General features: G+C 62.3%; 20 protein-coding genes. 11 read left to right on the top strand and 9 right to left on the bottom strand.

Annotated features, from left to right (window positions below; genetic code table 11):
- Window positions 1-54 precede the first annotated feature (54 nt).
- The 5 genes from AAZQ98_RS11385 (at window position 55) to AAZQ98_RS11365 (ending at window position 4,301) form a co-directional block, all read left to right on the top strand.
- Window positions 55-705, top strand: a complete 651-nt coding sequence (locus tag AAZQ98_RS11385) for a DUF6318 family protein (protein ID WP_434692343.1) — start codon at window positions 55-57, stop codon at window positions 703-705.
- A 174-nt stretch (window positions 706-879) separates the two neighbouring features.
- The gene (locus AAZQ98_RS11380) at window positions 880-2,091 is read left to right on the top strand and encodes a thiolase family protein (RefSeq protein WP_434692341.1); all 1,212 of its coding nucleotides are present in this window, start codon (window positions 880-882) and stop codon (window positions 2,089-2,091) included.
- 19 nt (window positions 2,092-2,110) lie between these two features.
- Entirely contained in the window at window positions 2,111-2,782 is a 672-nt protein-coding gene (locus tag AAZQ98_RS11375; protein WP_434692340.1) for a 3-oxoacid CoA-transferase subunit A, read from the top strand.
- Window positions 2,782-3,438: a 3-oxoacid CoA-transferase subunit B gene (locus AAZQ98_RS11370; protein WP_434692337.1), complete on the top strand. Its 657-nt coding sequence runs from the start codon at window positions 2,782-2,784 to the stop codon at window positions 3,436-3,438. The genes AAZQ98_RS11375 and AAZQ98_RS11370 overlap by 1 nt, the downstream gene beginning before the upstream one ends.
- A gap of 80 nt (window positions 3,439-3,518) precedes the next feature.
- Entirely contained in the window at window positions 3,519-4,301 is a 783-nt protein-coding gene (locus tag AAZQ98_RS11365) for an IclR family transcriptional regulator domain-containing protein (protein WP_434692334.1), read from the top strand.
- A gap of 13 nt (window positions 4,302-4,314) precedes the next feature.
- Here the strand turns inward: AAZQ98_RS11365 and AAZQ98_RS11360 are convergent, their stop codons facing one another.
- The 3 genes from AAZQ98_RS11360 to AAZQ98_RS11350 all read right to left on the bottom strand — a co-directional run bounded on the left by AAZQ98_RS11360 (window position 4,315) and on the right by AAZQ98_RS11350 (window position 5,766).
- A complete protein-coding gene (locus AAZQ98_RS11360; RefSeq protein WP_434692332.1) occupies window positions 4,315-4,914 on the bottom strand; it encodes a cysteine hydrolase family protein in 600 nt (199 codons plus the stop codon).
- A gap of 137 nt (window positions 4,915-5,051) precedes the next feature.
- Window positions 5,052-5,228 (bottom strand): hypothetical protein, encoded by a 177-nt coding sequence (locus AAZQ98_RS11355; RefSeq protein ID WP_434692330.1) that lies wholly within the window; start codon window positions 5,226-5,228, stop codon window positions 5,052-5,054.
- A 70-nt stretch (window positions 5,229-5,298) separates the two neighbouring features.
- Entirely contained in the window at window positions 5,299-5,766 is a 468-nt protein-coding gene (locus AAZQ98_RS11350) for a CHAD domain-containing protein (protein WP_434692328.1), read from the bottom strand.
- Window positions 5,767-6,081: 315 nt separating this feature from the next.
- Between AAZQ98_RS11350 and AAZQ98_RS11345 the strand changes: the two genes are divergently transcribed.
- The 5 genes from AAZQ98_RS11345 (at window position 6,082) to AAZQ98_RS11325 (ending at window position 9,667) form a co-directional block, all read left to right on the top strand.
- Window positions 6,082-6,741, top strand: a complete 660-nt coding sequence (locus tag AAZQ98_RS11345) for a hypothetical protein (protein ID WP_434692326.1) — start codon at window positions 6,082-6,084, stop codon at window positions 6,739-6,741.
- Complete coding sequence (locus AAZQ98_RS11340; protein ID WP_434692323.1) at window positions 6,738-7,028, top strand: hypothetical protein; 291 nt, start codon at window positions 6,738-6,740, stop codon at window positions 7,026-7,028. Before AAZQ98_RS11345 ends, AAZQ98_RS11340 begins: the two co-directional genes overlap by 4 nt.
- A 553-nt stretch (window positions 7,029-7,581) precedes the next feature.
- On the top strand, window positions 7,582-8,232 hold the full coding sequence (locus tag AAZQ98_RS11335; protein WP_434692322.1) for an alpha/beta hydrolase: 651 nt from the start codon (window positions 7,582-7,584) through the stop codon (window positions 8,230-8,232).
- On the top strand, window positions 8,229-9,263 hold the full coding sequence (locus AAZQ98_RS11330) for an LLM class flavin-dependent oxidoreductase (protein ID WP_434692320.1): 1,035 nt from the start codon (window positions 8,229-8,231) through the stop codon (window positions 9,261-9,263). The genes AAZQ98_RS11335 and AAZQ98_RS11330 overlap by 4 nt, the downstream gene beginning before the upstream one ends.
- Before the next feature lie 101 nt (window positions 9,264-9,364).
- Complete coding sequence (locus AAZQ98_RS11325; RefSeq protein ID WP_434692317.1) at window positions 9,365-9,667, top strand: hypothetical protein; 303 nt, start codon at window positions 9,365-9,367, stop codon at window positions 9,665-9,667.
- Between the two features lie 21 nt (window positions 9,668-9,688).
- Here the strand turns inward: AAZQ98_RS11325 and AAZQ98_RS11320 are convergent, their stop codons facing one another.
- Window positions 9,689-10,789 (bottom strand): hypothetical protein, encoded by a 1,101-nt coding sequence (locus AAZQ98_RS11320; protein WP_434692315.1) that lies wholly within the window; start codon window positions 10,787-10,789, stop codon window positions 9,689-9,691.
- A gap of 78 nt (window positions 10,790-10,867) precedes the next feature.
- On the opposite strand from AAZQ98_RS11320, the gene AAZQ98_RS11315 reads away from it, so the two are divergent.
- Complete coding sequence (locus AAZQ98_RS11315) at window positions 10,868-11,299, top strand: MarR family winged helix-turn-helix transcriptional regulator (protein WP_105662461.1); 432 nt, start codon at window positions 10,868-10,870, stop codon at window positions 11,297-11,299.
- Between the two features lie 24 nt (window positions 11,300-11,323).
- Here the strand turns inward: AAZQ98_RS11315 and AAZQ98_RS11310 are convergent, their stop codons facing one another.
- The 5 genes from AAZQ98_RS11310 to AAZQ98_RS11290 are packed head-to-tail and all read right to left on the bottom strand — an operon-like array spanning window position 11,324 to window position 14,009.
- Window positions 11,324-11,533 carry a DUF1653 domain-containing protein gene (locus AAZQ98_RS11310; protein ID WP_013347838.1) on the bottom strand — a complete coding sequence of 70 codons (210 nt, stop codon included), beginning with the start codon at window positions 11,531-11,533 and terminating at the stop codon, window positions 11,324-11,326.
- 38 nt (window positions 11,534-11,571) lie between these two features.
- A complete protein-coding gene (locus AAZQ98_RS11305) occupies window positions 11,572-12,048 on the bottom strand; it encodes a MogA/MoaB family molybdenum cofactor biosynthesis protein (RefSeq protein WP_434692311.1) in 477 nt (158 codons plus the stop codon).
- Between the two features lie 4 nt (window positions 12,049-12,052).
- A complete protein-coding gene (moaC, locus tag AAZQ98_RS11300; RefSeq protein WP_332487502.1) occupies window positions 12,053-12,529 on the bottom strand; it encodes a cyclic pyranopterin monophosphate synthase MoaC in 477 nt (158 codons plus the stop codon).
- Complete coding sequence (locus AAZQ98_RS11295; protein ID WP_434692307.1) at window positions 12,522-13,754, bottom strand: molybdopterin molybdotransferase MoeA; 1,233 nt, start codon at window positions 13,752-13,754, stop codon at window positions 12,522-12,524. Before AAZQ98_RS11295 ends, moaC begins: the two co-directional genes overlap by 8 nt.
- Before the next feature lie 3 nt (window positions 13,755-13,757).
- Window positions 13,758-14,009: a MoaD/ThiS family protein gene (locus AAZQ98_RS11290; RefSeq protein WP_434692304.1), complete on the bottom strand. Its 252-nt coding sequence runs from the start codon at window positions 14,007-14,009 to the stop codon at window positions 13,758-13,760.
- Window positions 14,010-14,022: the final 13 nt, after the last annotated feature.

The following is a 14,022-nucleotide window of genomic DNA, read 5'->3' as shown; positions in this document are numbered from 1 at the left end:
TTCGAACGCGGAAAAAACTCCAAGAAGGCGGCGGCAATGGTTCGAAATCATCAAGTGAAGCTTGCAGCTTTGATGGCTGCATTGACGCTGGCAGCCAGCGGTTGCGTCAGTGCATCCCAGGGAGGAGCCGGTGATCCTTCTGCTGGCACCGTGTCGCCCACGCCGAGCTCCCCGGAGCAAAATGCCGAAGTTCCGAAGCGCCCGGCGGTCCTCAGCGAGAAAACCGAGGAAGGGCTGCAAGGTGCCATGGAGTACTGGGTACAGCTGCTGAATTATGCGGTGGCGAGCGGTGATACCGCCGCACTCAAGGGTTTCTCGGCAGCGGACTGCACCTTGTGCCAGGAGCTAATCGCCCAGACTGACCAGGCCTATGCCAATGGCGGAAGTATTGGCGAAGGCGAATTCAGGGTTATTGAAACCATGAGCACCTTGGACAAGTATCAAGCATCGCCGGGCGAGCCCAAGGTTGTGTTTGCCAGCTTTGGAATAGAGCGAGCCGCTGGCCAAGTCCTCGGTGCAGATGGAAAGGCGACCAGCGAAATTGAGCCGGTTTCCTGCATGGATTTTGAAGAAAATTGGGATGAGATCGCTTATGACGAGGATGGAAACTTCATTGGATCCATTTGCTCGCTAGCTGTGCAGGATCCAGAGTTCGACGAGTCTTCCGGATGGCAGCCGCTGAATGTCGCGGTTAACGCGCAATAGCAATATGTGACTTGGAGAATGCCCTGGCTGCTTCGGCAGCGGGGCATTTTTATGCAGGGAACCGGGCGGACCGCAACGGAAATCTATTGAAGGTACGGATATCAACTGCTAAAGTTCATTGTACGAACATAAGTTCACGATGTGAACATACCGCAGCGATGGAGCAGTGAGACGATGCAGCAGGCCTACCTATACGACGCAATCCGCACCCCCTTCGGCAAGATCGGCGGCGCGCTGTCCAGCCACCGCCCCGATGACCTGGCCGCCCACGTGGTGCGCGAGCTGGTCGCACGGGCGCCGCAGCTGGATGTCGCGGATATCGACGAGTCGATCTTCGGCAACGCCAACGGCGCCGGCGAGGAAAACCGCAACGTGGCCCGCATGGCCACCCTGCTCGCCGGGCTGCCCACCTCGCTGCCGGGCACCACGATGAACCGCCTGTGCGGCTCCTCGCTGGATGCATCGATCGCGGCTTCCCGCCAGATCGCCACCGGCGACGCGGACCTGGTCCTTGTTGGCGGCGTCGAATCGATGAGCCGTGCTCCATGGGTGCTTCCCAAGACCGAGCGCCCGTTCCCGATGAGCAATCTGGAACTGGCCAACACCACCCTGGGCTGGCGCCTGGTCAACCCGGCCATGCCCGGGGAATGGACGGTATCGCTGGGCGAGGCCACCGAGCAGCTGCGCGAGAAGCACGGCATCTCCCGCGAAGACCAGGATGAATTCTCCGCGGCATCGCACCAGCAGGCCGCGGCCGCCTGGGAGGCCGGCAAGTACGACAACTTGGTAGTTCCGGTTCCGCCGGCGAACAAGCGCGGTACCGAAGTCACCCGCGACGAAACCATTCGTGCCGATTCCACTGCCCAGACCCTCGCCAAGCTGCGCACCGTCTTCCGCACCGGGGAGAATGCCACGGTGACCGCGGGCAACGCCTCGCCGATGAGCGACGGCGCCTCGGCGGCCTTCATCGGTTCCGAGCGCGGCGGCGAATTGCTGGGTGCCGCCCCGATCGCCCGCATCGTCTCCAACGGCGCTGCCGCACTGGATCCGCAGTTCTTCGGCTTCGCCCCGGTGGAAGCCGCCAACAAGGCTCTAGCCAAGGCCGGCCTGAAGTGGTCGGATATTGCCGCGGTCGAGCTGAACGAGGCATTCGCGGCCCAGTCACTGGCCTGTATCCGGGCCTGGGACATCGACCCGGCCATCGTCAACGCCTGGGGCGGGGCCATCTCCATCGGCCACCCGCTGGGAGCCTCGGGCCTGCGCATCCTGGGCACCGTCGCCCGCCGCCTGGCAGAATCCGGCGAGCGCTACGGGCTTGCCGCGATCTGCATCGGCGTCGGCCAAGGCCTGGCCGTCGTCGTCGAAAACGTGAACGCAACCAAGTAGCTTCTAGAAAGGCAGCATCATGGCACCACGCATTGCCACCTCGGCCGCGGACGCCGTCGCCGAGATCACCGACGGCGCCACCGTCCTGATCGGCGGCTTCGGCAACGCCGGCCAGCCGATGGAACTGATCGACGCGCTCATGGACTGCGGCGCGAAGGACCTGACGGTCGTGAACAACAACGCCGGGCAGGCCGACGCCGGCCTGGCCCTGCTGATCAAGGAACGCCGGGTCAAGAAGATCATCTGCTCCTTCCCGCGCCAGTCCGACTCCTGGCACTTCGATGAGGCCTACCGGGCCGGGGAAATCGAGCTGGAGCTGGTTCCGCAGGGCAACCTGGCCGAGCGCATCCGCGCCGCCGGCGCCGGCATCGGCGGGTTCTTCACCCCCACCGGCTACGGCACGCTGCTGGCCGAGGGCAAGGAAACCCGCGTGATCGATGGCAAGGGCTATGTGCTGGAAACCCCGATCCACGCCGATTTCGCGCTGATCAAGGCGCTGAAGGCCGACACGCTGGGCAACCTGGTGTACCGCAAGACCGCGCGGAACTTCGGCCCGATCATGGCCACCGCGGCCAAGGCGGCCATCGTGCAGGTGGATGAGGTCGTCCAGCCCGGCGCCATCGATCCGGAAAACGTCATCACCCCGGGCATCTTCGTGGATACCGTGGTGGAACTGGGAGGACAGAAGTAATGAGCGCAATGACCACCACCGAAGCAAAGCTCACCCGCGATGAAATGGCGCAGCTCGTTGCCGCCGACATCCCGGCCGGAGCCTTCGTGAACCTGGGTATCGGCCAGCCGACCAACGTCTCGAACTATCTCATCAAGGAGCAGGGCGTCACCCTGCACACCGAGAACGGCATGCTGGGTATGGGCCCGGTGGCCACCGGCGAGGACATCGACCCGGATCTGATCAATGCAGGCAAGATCCCGGTCACGCAGCTGCCCGGGGCCTCCTTCTTCCACCACGCGGATTCCTTCGCGATGATGCGCGGCGGCCACCTGGATGTGTGCGTGCTCGGCGCCTTCCAGATCTCCAAGGATGGCGATTTGGCCAACTGGCACACCGGTGCCGAAGGCGCCATTCCTGCCGTGGGCGGAGCCATGGACCTGGCTATCGGCGCGAAGGCGACCTGGGTGATGATGAGCTTGTTCACCAAGGCCGGGGAATCCAAGCTGGTTGAAACGCTGAGCTATCCGGTCACCGGGCTGGGCTGCGTCTCGCGGATCTACACCGAAGTGGCCGTCTTCGAGCTGCGCGATGCCAAGGTCTTCGTGCGCTCCACCCATGGCATCAGCTTCGAGGAGCTGGCCGCCAAGGTCCCGGTGGAACTGACCCAGGCCTAGAAGACCCAGTAGATTAGTGGGGTGCGCATCCGAGTCCCGGAAGTGCGCCCCGCAATCATTTCCAGCGCGCAAGGAGCACGGTGAGCGAGCAGGCAGCAACAACCACATCGGTCCAGTCCCTGGCCCGCGGCTTGGCGGTCATCAGCAGCTTCGATGCCGATCATGCGTCAATGACCCTCTCCGAGGTCGCCGCACGCACTGCCCTGTCCCGGGCCACCGCCCGGCGGTTCCTGCTGACCCTGGTGGAGCTGGGCTATGTGCGCACCGACGGCAAGCATTTCGAGCTGACCAGCAAGGTCTTGCAGCTGGGGTACTCGTACTTGTCCAGCGCCACCTTGCCGCAGCTGATCGAACCGGTGCTCGAGGAACTCTCGGCTGCTGTGCATGAATCGGCCTCCGCTTCCATCCTGGACGGATCGCAGATCGTCTATATCGCCCGGGTGCATACCCGTTCGATCATGCGCGTGGGCATTTCGGTGGGCACCCGCTTCCCGGCGGCCAACACCTCCATGGGCCGGGTGTTGCTGGCCTACCAGCCCGAAGAAATCAGCGAGGCGGTGATCGCCGCCGGCGTGCATTCAATGACCGGGCTGGGGATCGAGGGCGCGGATCAGCTACGCGTTGAACTTCAGCGGATCCGTACCCAGGGCTATGCGGTGGTGGACCAGGAATTGGAGATCGGCCTGCGCTCGGTGGCGGTGCCGGTATTCAGCGCCGATGGCACCGTGGTCGCCGCGATGAACGTGTCGATGAGCGTGCATCCGAATACCAGCGACAGCGCGCAGGAGGCAGCCCAAGCGGTGCTGCCGCGGCTTTTCGAGGCCGCGCAGCAGGTGCGCGAGGCGCTGGCCGCTAGCCGCTAGCACACGCAGGGGATCATGCGACGGCCGGATCCCACTGGATTTCGTCGCACGTGAGGATCGTGGCGAGCAGCCCGAGTGACTCGATGCTCGCGGCATGGACCGCTTCGGTGGCCGCCGAGCAGGCATCTTCCACAATCACCACCCGGTAGCCGTGGTCCACACCCGCCCGGGCCGTGCTTTCCACCGAGATATTGGTGGCTACCCCGGCGATCAGCAGGGTGCCGATGTTGCGGGATCGGAGCAATTCAGCCAGTTCCGTGCCTAAGCCGCCGACCTGCTGGTTGGTGATGACAGCATCGCCGGGGCTCGGGATCAGCGGCGGGATGATGGCCGCTGAATCCGTGCCGTCCACTAGGCAGCCGGCTTGCTGCACCAGCTGCAGCAGCGGGGAATTGGGAACCAAATCGCTATAGTCCGGTGCGAAGGCAATGCGGGTATAGATGATGCTGGCCCCGGCTGTGCGAGCCCCCTCCAGCAGCCCGTCCAATTTGCCCACCACGTCCCGGCGGGTGATCTGCTCGTGGAACATTTCCGCGAAGGCGCCATTGGGCCCGATGATGTCCCCCTGGTTGTGGATGGACACCACTGCGGTCCTGGACGGGTCGAAACTCATGGGATTTCCCTTCACGCAGGCCGCTGAACATTCCAGCAGCGCTCGATTTCAGCTTGCCACGGACGAGCCTCGCAGGCCAGCGCTTATTGACGGGATTCGCGCGGATCCCGGCTGGAAGGATCTCCATGCTCGCCTGCTTAGTCTCGAAGTGCGGCCAGGCCAGAGAGCTGGGCATCATGCCAGGCTTTGGAATAATCGCGGACCACGGCGGCGGAGATGGCTTCTTCGGCGTCCAGCATCTTGCAGCAGGCCTTGAGCAGCTTGAGGGAGGAATCGTCCCGTTGGGCAACCGAGTCCAGGTAAGTTCGCAGCATCGCGCTGTCCTGGTGCCGGCCTAGGATTCTCTGTCGCTTGCGCACGTGCCGCAGCAGCACACCGGCGCCATCAAGCTCCGTAGGCCAGGGACTCGGCCAGATGCATCAGTGCCTTGGCTGCCTTGCGCTCCTGGTGCAGTGCCTCGTCGCGGACGGCTCCCGCGGCGGCCTCGCCGGAGTTGTGGTGGGCGTCTTCCAGGGAGCGGATCGACGCGCTCAGCAGCCTTTCGGCCTCACCGGCGGCCGGGCGCTGTTCCGATTTTGAGGCCCGAGTGACGGACGGCAACTGGTCCAGCATGGCCAGCTTACCCCGGAAACGCTCGCTGTCCAGGGCGTTGCGCACTTCCTGTCCGCCTTGGTTAAAACAGCAAGCGTGCACCGGCGTTGCATCTGCAGTGACACCCGCAGCAATAAAATCCGGCAGCGGCCAGGCAGATTCCCACCATTGGCCGACAAAGAGTGAGTCGGCAGTTTGCCAGTCTTTGACGCCGGGGTGGGCCTGTGGATCTATGGCGGAGGCGCTGACCGAAGCGGGCATGGTTGCCCGTCCTTGACAGGAAAGAAACGGATCTAGAATACGACGGCGGGTATCAGCCGCGTGCGGTGCCCAGGAAAGACAAGGTACACACAGCATCGCGTGTGAGCGGTTGGCTGGCCGGCGCATGCAAGCTCAAGAGCTTGGACTTGCCCTTTGCGAGTTTATGCAAGGTTCTAGTCTCAAATTACTGGTGTGCGGCTGCCTACGGCTGTCGAGCTAATTGAAAATATTTCTTCTAAACGTGATTTCAATAATCCAAGTGAGTTTTGATTACCAGCGTTAGTAGAAAAATCGATTATTAAAGGACAAGGCAAAGTGAAGTTTAGGCAGATTTTGGCAGTCATTGCCGGTGTGGGACTTGCAATGTCTTCAACGGTCGTTGCGAATGCGCAACCGCTAAACACTGTGGTAACGACAGATTCGACGATCACGGAAATGTCGGTGGAACAATTGAACGAGCACAGTTCGCTGATTTTCCCGCCAGCTTCAGATGCAGAGTCGCCAAGCGGACTTCAGGTAGCAAATCCAGCGCTACTGGGCCCGATAGACAGCTTCAATTGTAACGTCTCTCGTAATAGAGGTTGGAATGTAACTTCTTACACAGCTAAGGGCTATAGTGCGTTTGCTGGCGGAAAAGTTAATCTGAAGTGTGGAACGTCTAGCACCTCTGGATACTTGCACATAAAGTCTCGACATGCATATGAGTGGGCCAAGCGTATTAGTTCTGTGGGAGGATATGGGCGTTGGGATGATTTTATGGATTACGCAACGCGCAGCATTCTGAAAAATCCTGCGATGATTCGCAATGCGGGCGGCGGAAAGCTCTGTTATAGCGCACCGATTGTGCTTACGAATGCCAAACGTACAAAAAAGGTAACTTTCAACCCGACCGTCGTTATTTCGAAAACGAACAAGTTGGTTATAACGTCTTATCCAAGTTCTAAGCCGGCGTGCAGGTGTGGAGATAACGCATGACGAAAACTCTCATGATCGTTCCCCAGTGGACGAACATTTTGCCCATTGAAATGCCCTATGAACAAGGATATTTTAGCGGTGATCCACTTCCGATGGTTCCCGAGGACATTGCGAATCGTTTGATTCAATGGAATCAAAGATTTATCGATAAGTATGACGAAGTTGCTGGCTGGACAGGGCAAGATCTAAGTTCGGTTCACTGGGCCGAAGCTGAAGTGCTCCGGCGGCAACTCGTGGAAGCCCTGGGCGATGAATATCGGATAATCATCACTCGCTCCTACCGGTGAATTCTCAAATCACGGCGACAAGATTCAGCGCCGTTTATGAATCCGGAATAATATAATGTGAACTTGAGAACCGCAGTCTGGTCCAGAGTGTGGTTCTCAAGCGTTAATGACCATGTTGCGCGGAATTTACGAATGCCCCGGTCCGTGATCCTGAGTTTGAGATTCGTGGATTCTGTCGCCAAATTTTTGCGTGAAGTGGGACGGGATGCCTCCGGAATCAGTGATTCCACCAAGGGAAATCCCCAAGTTTTCGCATTGGGCTGGGGTCGATTCCGGCCCGCGATTATCTTTGTTGACCAGCTGGTTCGTGCTTCTACCTCGCGACTCTTGGCGAGGGGTGAGCTCGATCGCGGCGTAGAACGCTTCAGTACTTCCGGATGGGCCTAGGCGGGAGTTTGCGACGGCCGGAATGACTAATTTAAGTGACAGAATTTACTTGTATCTTCAACAAATTGCAGTATGCTTGAACTATTGAATTTTGCCGGGGAGAAGCGAAATCCGCAATTTCTCCCCAGGGCACCGTCACCGGCAACTGATGAGGAGTTGGCCTGCTATGAGCAACCTGTTGAGCGATGTGCGTTCCGCCAATTGGAGCAGCACCCCGGAATCCGGTGCCGTGTTGGTCTTCCTGCATGGCTTCGGCTCCAATGAACACGATCTGGGCTCGCTCGCCGAACCGCTGGGATTGGATCTGCCTTGGGCTTCGCTGCGCGCTCCGCTGGAATTGGGCCACAGCGGAGCCGCCTGGTTCCAGATCACCACTCCGGGCGTCCCCGACGCGGCGCCGGTGCAAGCGGCCACCGCGGCGATCTGGGCCTGGATCGATGCAAATGTAGACACCGCCACCAAGATCATTCCAGTCGGTTTCTCCCAGGGCGGGCTGATGGCCAGCCAGCTGCTGCGCACCCGGCCCGAGCGGGTGCTGGCCACCACGATCCTGGGCGGATTCGTGTTAGGCGGCACCCAGCCAGCCGACGAAATCATCGCCACGCAGCGTCCAGCAGTGTTCTGGGGCCGTGGCACCGAAGACCGGGTCATTGCCCCGGTAGCCATTGAACGCACCACCAAGTTCCTGCCCGAGCATTCGACCCTGACCGCCCGCACCTACCCGGGGTTGGCCCACGGCATCAACATGGATGAGCTGACCGACGTGCGCAGCCACATCGCCGCGCAGCTGGACGCCCTGACGGCAAGCAAGGCATGAGCCAGCGCGCACCCTTTGAAATCGGGATCTTCACCTTCGGGGAGCTGACCCGCGACGACCAGGGCCGGCCCATAGATGCCGCCACCCGGGTGCGCGACATCCTGCAATGGGCGCGAGTCGCCGATGAAGCCGGACTGGATGTCTTCGGCGTGGGCGAGCACCACCGCGAGGACTTCGCCGTGTCCGCGCCGCCCGTTGTGCTCGCCGCCGCCGCGGCGCAGACCAAGAATATCAAGCTGACCAGCACCGTCACGGTGCTCTCCTCCGCGGACCCGGTGCGGGTCTTCGAAGATTTCTCCACCCTGGACCTGGTCAGCGGCGGACGAGCCGAAATCACTGCCGGCCGCGGAGCCTACCTGGAATCCTTCCCGCTCTTCGGCCAGTCGCTGGATCGCTACGACGAGTATTTCGAAGAGAAGCTGGATCTGCTGCTGAAGATCCGCGAGGAGAACCCGGTCACCTGGAACGGGAACACCCGCGCGGCACTGGATGGCGCCGGGGTGTGGCCGCGTCCAATCCAAGATGAGCTGCCTATCTGGGCGGCGGTGGGCGGGACCCCGGCCTCGGCAGTGCGCGCCGGAAAACTGGGTTTGCCGCTGTATCTGGCGATTCTCGGTGCGCCCGAGCGTTTCGGGCCGCTGGCCCAGCTCTACCGCGGCGCCGCCCAGCAAGCCGGACGGGAGCCCGGCCGGATCGGGATTACCTCCCACTTCTATGTCGAGGAAACCTCGCAAGGGGCTCGTGATAACTTCTACCCGCATTACAGCTCGTACATTGGGCAGAATATGCCGCGTACCGGGCAGCTGGATCGTGATTCCTTTGATGCGTGGGCGTCACCGCGCGGAGCGCTCTTTGCTGGCAGCCCGGCCGAAATCGTGGACAAGATTCTCTGGGAGCACGAGATGCTCGGTCATACGCGATTCCTTGCGCAAGTCGGGCTTGGCGGGCTATCCCAGGCGCAGACCTTGCGTTCCATCGAGCTGCTGGCCACCGAGGTCCTGCCGGCCGTGCGCGCCGCATTGGGCCAATAGCGGCGGCAGCACGATGCCCCGGGCTGTCGGCAGTTTGCGCATAAAGCCCGTTATTGCGTGGTTGCCGGGCAACACCGTGGCGCAGCAGCTAGCCTTGGGGCATGCGTACAGTTGACCAGTGCCTGCTCGGGATCTGCCAAGCTATCTCGCAACTGCGCGAGGCGGCCGCAGTCGACGGCGATTCGCAGCGGGCGATTGTGGCACAGTCGCTCGATGAGCTGTTCGGGCAGGTCGCGACCCGCAAGCAACTGCGTGCGGCGGCCAAGCGGGCGATGAGGCTCTACCAAGGCGGCATGGGATCATTCCAGGACGTCGGCACTCAGGTGATGGGCGACGCGGTAAACGGATTGTGGCATGCGCTGTCCAGATCGCGTTCGTGGCTGCTGGTTAGCAAGAGCGGCTGACCGCATCGGTTCGCCGGCCAACTAGGCTGCGACGGCCTCCTCGACATCCTTGATCGAGGCATTCTCGTTCGCTACGCGGGTTCTGCGCACGCTCCACGCGTGGGTCAGGATGACCAGCAGGATGCCGGGGATCAGCCAGAGGATTAGCCGCAGGATATCCATGCCGATGGACTGCCCGGGGAAGTAGACGAGGGTCTGCACTGCGTGCAGCCATCCGGCGCCATTCCAGAAGGTATTGAGTGCACCGTAGAATCCCGGCTGCATTTGCGGCTGGAAGATCCCGCCGGAACTGGTGAAGTTCAACGCGACGAAGCACAAGGTCAGCGTCGGGGTGGTCCAGTGGCGCAGCAGTGGATGCAGGCCCAGGCCCAGCAGGGTGATGCCGGCGGCGTAAACCCAGGAAATCAGCCAGATGCCCGCGTAGTGATCCTCGATGATCCGGTAGACCGGGCCCGCGATCAGCACTGCGATCGTGGCAACCACCGCTGCGGCAACCGCCGCCATGGCGAAGCGCACGGGCAGCTTGACCTTGCCCATGAACCCGGCCAGCGGCACGGCGCTGGCGTAGCCGCCAATGCTCAAGGCGACCAGCAGGAAGAACAGCCCCTGCCCGGTGGTGTCCTGCTCGCCGGTGGGCACGACATCTTCGATGCGCAATGGCTGGCCTTGTTCGTAGGCCACGTCCAAGAAGACTTTCTGGGCGATATTCGCCGAGGTTTCCGACGCGGCGCTAGAACTGTAAAGCGTTGCCGTGCCGCCGCTGGTTTCGTAGGCGGCCACGAGCTCGCGCTGCTCTACCAGTTTCCGGGCCTGGTCCGCATTGGCGACGGTGCGCACATTCAATGCCCCGTCGGACCCATCCTGCAGGGTCTGGGCGAAAACCTTGGATTGCGCGGAATCGCCCACCACCGCCACCTGCACGTTGTGCGGACTGGGCGCGTGGAAGGCCCCCAGATAGAACAATCCCATGATGGCGCACAGGAAGAACGGGATCAGCATGGTCAACACGAGCTTTCCCCAGCCCAGCGGTGCCGGCTTGGCTGCGGGGGACTTCTTCTTGGCCGGATTAACGGCATGCTTGGAAGCGGGGGATTGGCGCGGGGCGTTGTCGGTGAGAGTCATCAGCATTAAAGAATACGCTTAATGTTGCATGATGCAACATTGAGTGCCCGGCAAAGCCCTGCGTACTAGACTCGGAACATGGGCAAGGAACAGCGGGAAGCCGATATCCAATCGATCTTCCATCACATGCAAATGATTACCCGACGTGCCAATACGCGCTCACGCCAGCTGGCCGAGCCGCTGACACTCGTGGAGCATTCCCTGCTGCGCTTCATTGCCGATACGCCCGGAACCCGGGCCACCGACATTGCCGAGGCGTTCTCGCTGAACCGCTCGACAGTCTCCCGGCAGGTAGGCACGCTGCTGGACTTGGGATATATCGCCTATGACGATGCGGAATCCGGGCGCGGCCGCGTAGTGGAACTGACTGGCGTGGGCCGCGAGCGGCTTCAGGCTTCCGCCGCCGTGCACCGCGCTGCGGTAACCGATCGTCTGGAGGGCTGGAGCGAAGAGCAGATCTCGGCCTTTGCCAAGGCCTTGGAACGCTATAACGTTGCCGACTCGCAGTAGGTGCAGAGAAATCTGCAACGTGCCCTAGGCAATCCTGGCGAAACGCGGGCCGTTGTAGCCATCGCGTTCAACGTGCTCCGCAAACATCTCCAGTGGCCGAGCCCAGAAGCTGTAGTCATCGTAGAGCTTGCGGTAGAAGACCAGCGGCTCTTCGGTTTCGCTGTGCTTTCCCACGGCCAGCACCTCGTAGCGCTGGCCCTTGAAGTGCTGGTAAATTCCGGGTTCGATGCTCAACCTGGTGGCCTTTCTGATCAATGATGGTGCTAGAAAACTTACCGCGGGCCGTGCCCGGTGCCGCCGCTGCGCTGGACCAGCAGGTGCTCCAGGATCGGATCCAGGACGGCCAGCCCGTCTTTCACTCCGCCGGTGGACCCGGGCAACGTGATGACGAAGCTGTTGCCGGAGAATCCTGCGACCCCGCGGGTAATGATGGACAGCGCGGTGGTCGCTTCTCCGCGCCGGCGGATGGCCTCGATGATTCCGGGCAGCTGGACATCCAGCAGCGGGGCAACCATTTCGGGGGACTGGTCATCGGGTGAGACCCCGGTCCCGCCGGTCACGATCACGACCTGCGCGTCGTTGGCCAGCAGGTCATCCACGGCAAAACGCACCGGCTGCCCGTCGGCCACCACCGTCGGCTCGCCGGCCTCGAAACCGCGCTCGGACAGCCACCGGGTGATCAGCGGACCGGTCTTGTCTTCGGCGGCTCCTGCCGCGGCGCTGGTCGAAGCAACAACCACGGCCGCCATGCGGCTAGTCTCCACGAACCCAGTCACCGCTCTTGCCGCCGGACTTCGCCAAAACCTTCACCGAGCGGACCTCGGCGTGCTTGTCCACGGCCTTGACCATGTCGTAGAGGGTCAGGGCCGCAACGCTGGCCGCGGTCAACGCTTCCATCTCCACCCCGGTGACGCCCTTGGTGGTGACCTGGGCGGTGACGCGCACTGCAGATTCCTCGGCGGTGAAATCGATGGACACCTTGGAAATCGGCAGCGGGTGGCACAGCGGAATCAGTTCCCAGGTGCGCTTGGCCGCCATGATGCCAGCGACCCTTGCGGTGCCCAACGCCTCGCCCTTGGGCAACTGCCCGGTCATCAGCATCGGGACAACATCCGGGCGGGTGGCGAAGATGGCTTCTGCGGTGGCCACGCGCTTGGTGACGGCCTTGTCGCTGACATCGACCATATGGGCGCTGCCGTCTTCGCGCAGGTGTGTGAGTTTCTCAGACATTCATGCTCCAAGTTTCGATGCTTTGGCCGGCAGCCAACTGGCTGACGCCTACCGGGATATGCACCAGCGCATCGGCGCGGGCCAGATCGTGGACCAGATGCGAGCCCGGATCCAGGATGGCGACCTGGCCATCACGGATCAGCGCTCGGCGCACCTGGTGCTTGTGCTCGGGGGAACTGGCATCGGCTGCCAGCGGGTAGTGCCGGGGCAAGGGCTCTGGCAGGGCATTGAGCTGTCGCAGCAGCGGGGCCAGGAACAGTTCTGCCGATAGCAGGGCACTGACCGGGTTGCCCGGGAAGCACAGCACCGCTGACTTGGCCAGTCGGGCGAAGCCTTGCGGACCGCCGGGCTGGATGGTCACATGATGGAAAACCCCGCCTAGCGGCGACAGCGCTTGGCGGACCACTTCGTAGGCTCCAGCGCTGATGCCGCCCACGGTTACGATCAGGTCAACCTGTTCCTGCAAGGCATCGATGGCCAGGGCGAAGCGCTGCGGATCATCGGGCAGCTGCAAGGCGCGCACCTGCACCTGATAGCGGCGCAACCAGGCTGCGAGCATAGGGGAATTCGAGTCCGGGATCTGGCCCTGGGAACGCTGCCCATCGCTGAGCTCGTCCCCGGTAGTGCACACGGCCACCTTCAAGGCCCGGCGCACCGGTACTTCCCGCAGCCCGCTGGAAACCAGCGCGGCAATCATGGTCGGGGTCAGCCGGGTTCCGGCCTTGGCCACCAAAGCGCCGGTTTCGAGATCAACGCCGGCGGGGCGGATGAAGCGGCCCGCGGCGCTCGGGGTCGAGAATTCCGCGTGGCCGCTGGGGGTGCCAAAGCCGGCACGAACCAATTCCGGGAAAGCGCCAGAGCCGCTTTCCTCGATGGGGATGACAGTGTCAGCACCCAGCGGGATCATCGCACCGGTCATCACCGGACTGACCGTGCCTTCAGCCAGGGCGATTTGCCGGTCGCCGGCGGCAGCGGTGAAACCCAATGGCAAAGAGATGGGGGAGTTAGGCGAGGCTGTTGCCAAGTCCGCACTGCGCGCAGCGTAGCCATCCATCTGCGAGTTGGTGAACGCAGGGATGGGCAAAAGGGCGTACTGGTCCTCGCTGAGGATTCGATCGCTCGCCTCAGGGCTATCGATGGGCAGCACTTCATTGTCCAGGCAGGCGAAGACCGGGGACAGCAGCTCTTCAAGTTCCGCGCGATGGCTTTCCAGAGTGCAGGACATGGACTATCCGCCTGCGAACGGCGGCAGGACATCCACGGTCAGATCGTCGGCAGTGCCCAGCTCGCCGGCATCGCGGCGCACCACGCCGTTGATCAGGAAACTTCCGGCGCGCAAAACCTGGGCCATGTCAGGTCCGTAGGAATCGATCAGTTCGCTACGCAGCCTGGCGAGTGTATCGGGGCGTTCCCAGCTCTCCTGCTCACAGCCCGCTGCTGCCGCCGCGGCAGCGAAGTAGCGTATCGTAATCTTCGACATGACTTCATGCTAT

This window comes from Glutamicibacter sp. Je.9.36, assembly GCF_051129975.1.
In the GTDB taxonomy this organism is placed as follows: Bacteria; Actinomycetota; Actinomycetes; order Actinomycetales; family Micrococcaceae; genus Glutamicibacter.
The sequence above is the reverse complement of the archived record's forward strand: the minus strand, read 5'-3'. Positions and strand labels throughout refer to the sequence as shown.

Coding starts and splice junctions, on each gene's coding strand:
- AAZQ98_RS11380 (WP_434692341.1), top strand. CDS start 880: ATGCAGCAGGCCTACCTATACGACGCAATCCGCACCCCCTTCGGCAAG.
- AAZQ98_RS11375 (WP_434692340.1), top strand. CDS start 2,111: ATGGCACCACGCATTGCCACCTCGGCCGCGGACGCCGTCGCCGAGATC.
- AAZQ98_RS11370 (WP_434692337.1), top strand. CDS start 2,782: ATGAGCGCAATGACCACCACCGAAGCAAAGCTCACCCGCGATGAAATG.
- AAZQ98_RS11360 (WP_434692332.1), bottom strand. CDS start 4,914: ATGAGTTTCGACCCGTCCAGGACCGCAGTGGTGTCCATCCACAACCAG.
- AAZQ98_RS11355 (WP_434692330.1), bottom strand. CDS start 5,228: ATGCTGCGAACTTACCTGGACTCGGTTGCCCAACGGGACGATTCCTCC.
- AAZQ98_RS11350 (WP_434692328.1), bottom strand. CDS start 5,766: ATGCCCGCTTCGGTCAGCGCCTCCGCCATAGATCCACAGGCCCACCCC.
- AAZQ98_RS11340 (WP_434692323.1), top strand. CDS start 6,738: ATGACGAAAACTCTCATGATCGTTCCCCAGTGGACGAACATTTTGCCC.
- AAZQ98_RS11335 (WP_434692322.1), top strand. CDS start 7,582: ATGAGCAACCTGTTGAGCGATGTGCGTTCCGCCAATTGGAGCAGCACC.
- AAZQ98_RS11330 (WP_434692320.1), top strand. CDS start 8,229: ATGAGCCAGCGCGCACCCTTTGAAATCGGGATCTTCACCTTCGGGGAG.
- AAZQ98_RS11325 (WP_434692317.1), top strand. CDS start 9,365: ATGCGTACAGTTGACCAGTGCCTGCTCGGGATCTGCCAAGCTATCTCG.
- AAZQ98_RS11320 (WP_434692315.1), bottom strand. CDS start 10,789: ATGACTCTCACCGACAACGCCCCGCGCCAATCCCCCGCTTCCAAGCAT.
- AAZQ98_RS11315 (WP_105662461.1), top strand. CDS start 10,868: ATGGGCAAGGAACAGCGGGAAGCCGATATCCAATCGATCTTCCATCAC.
- AAZQ98_RS11305 (WP_434692311.1), bottom strand. CDS start 12,048: ATGGCGGCCGTGGTTGTTGCTTCGACCAGCGCCGCGGCAGGAGCCGCC.
- moaC (WP_332487502.1), bottom strand. CDS start 12,529: ATGTCTGAGAAACTCACACACCTGCGCGAAGACGGCAGCGCCCATATG.
- AAZQ98_RS11295 (WP_434692307.1), bottom strand. CDS start 13,754: ATGTCCTGCACTCTGGAAAGCCATCGCGCGGAACTTGAAGAGCTGCTG.
- AAZQ98_RS11290 (WP_434692304.1), bottom strand. CDS start 14,009: ATGTCGAAGATTACGATACGCTACTTCGCTGCCGCGGCGGCAGCAGCG.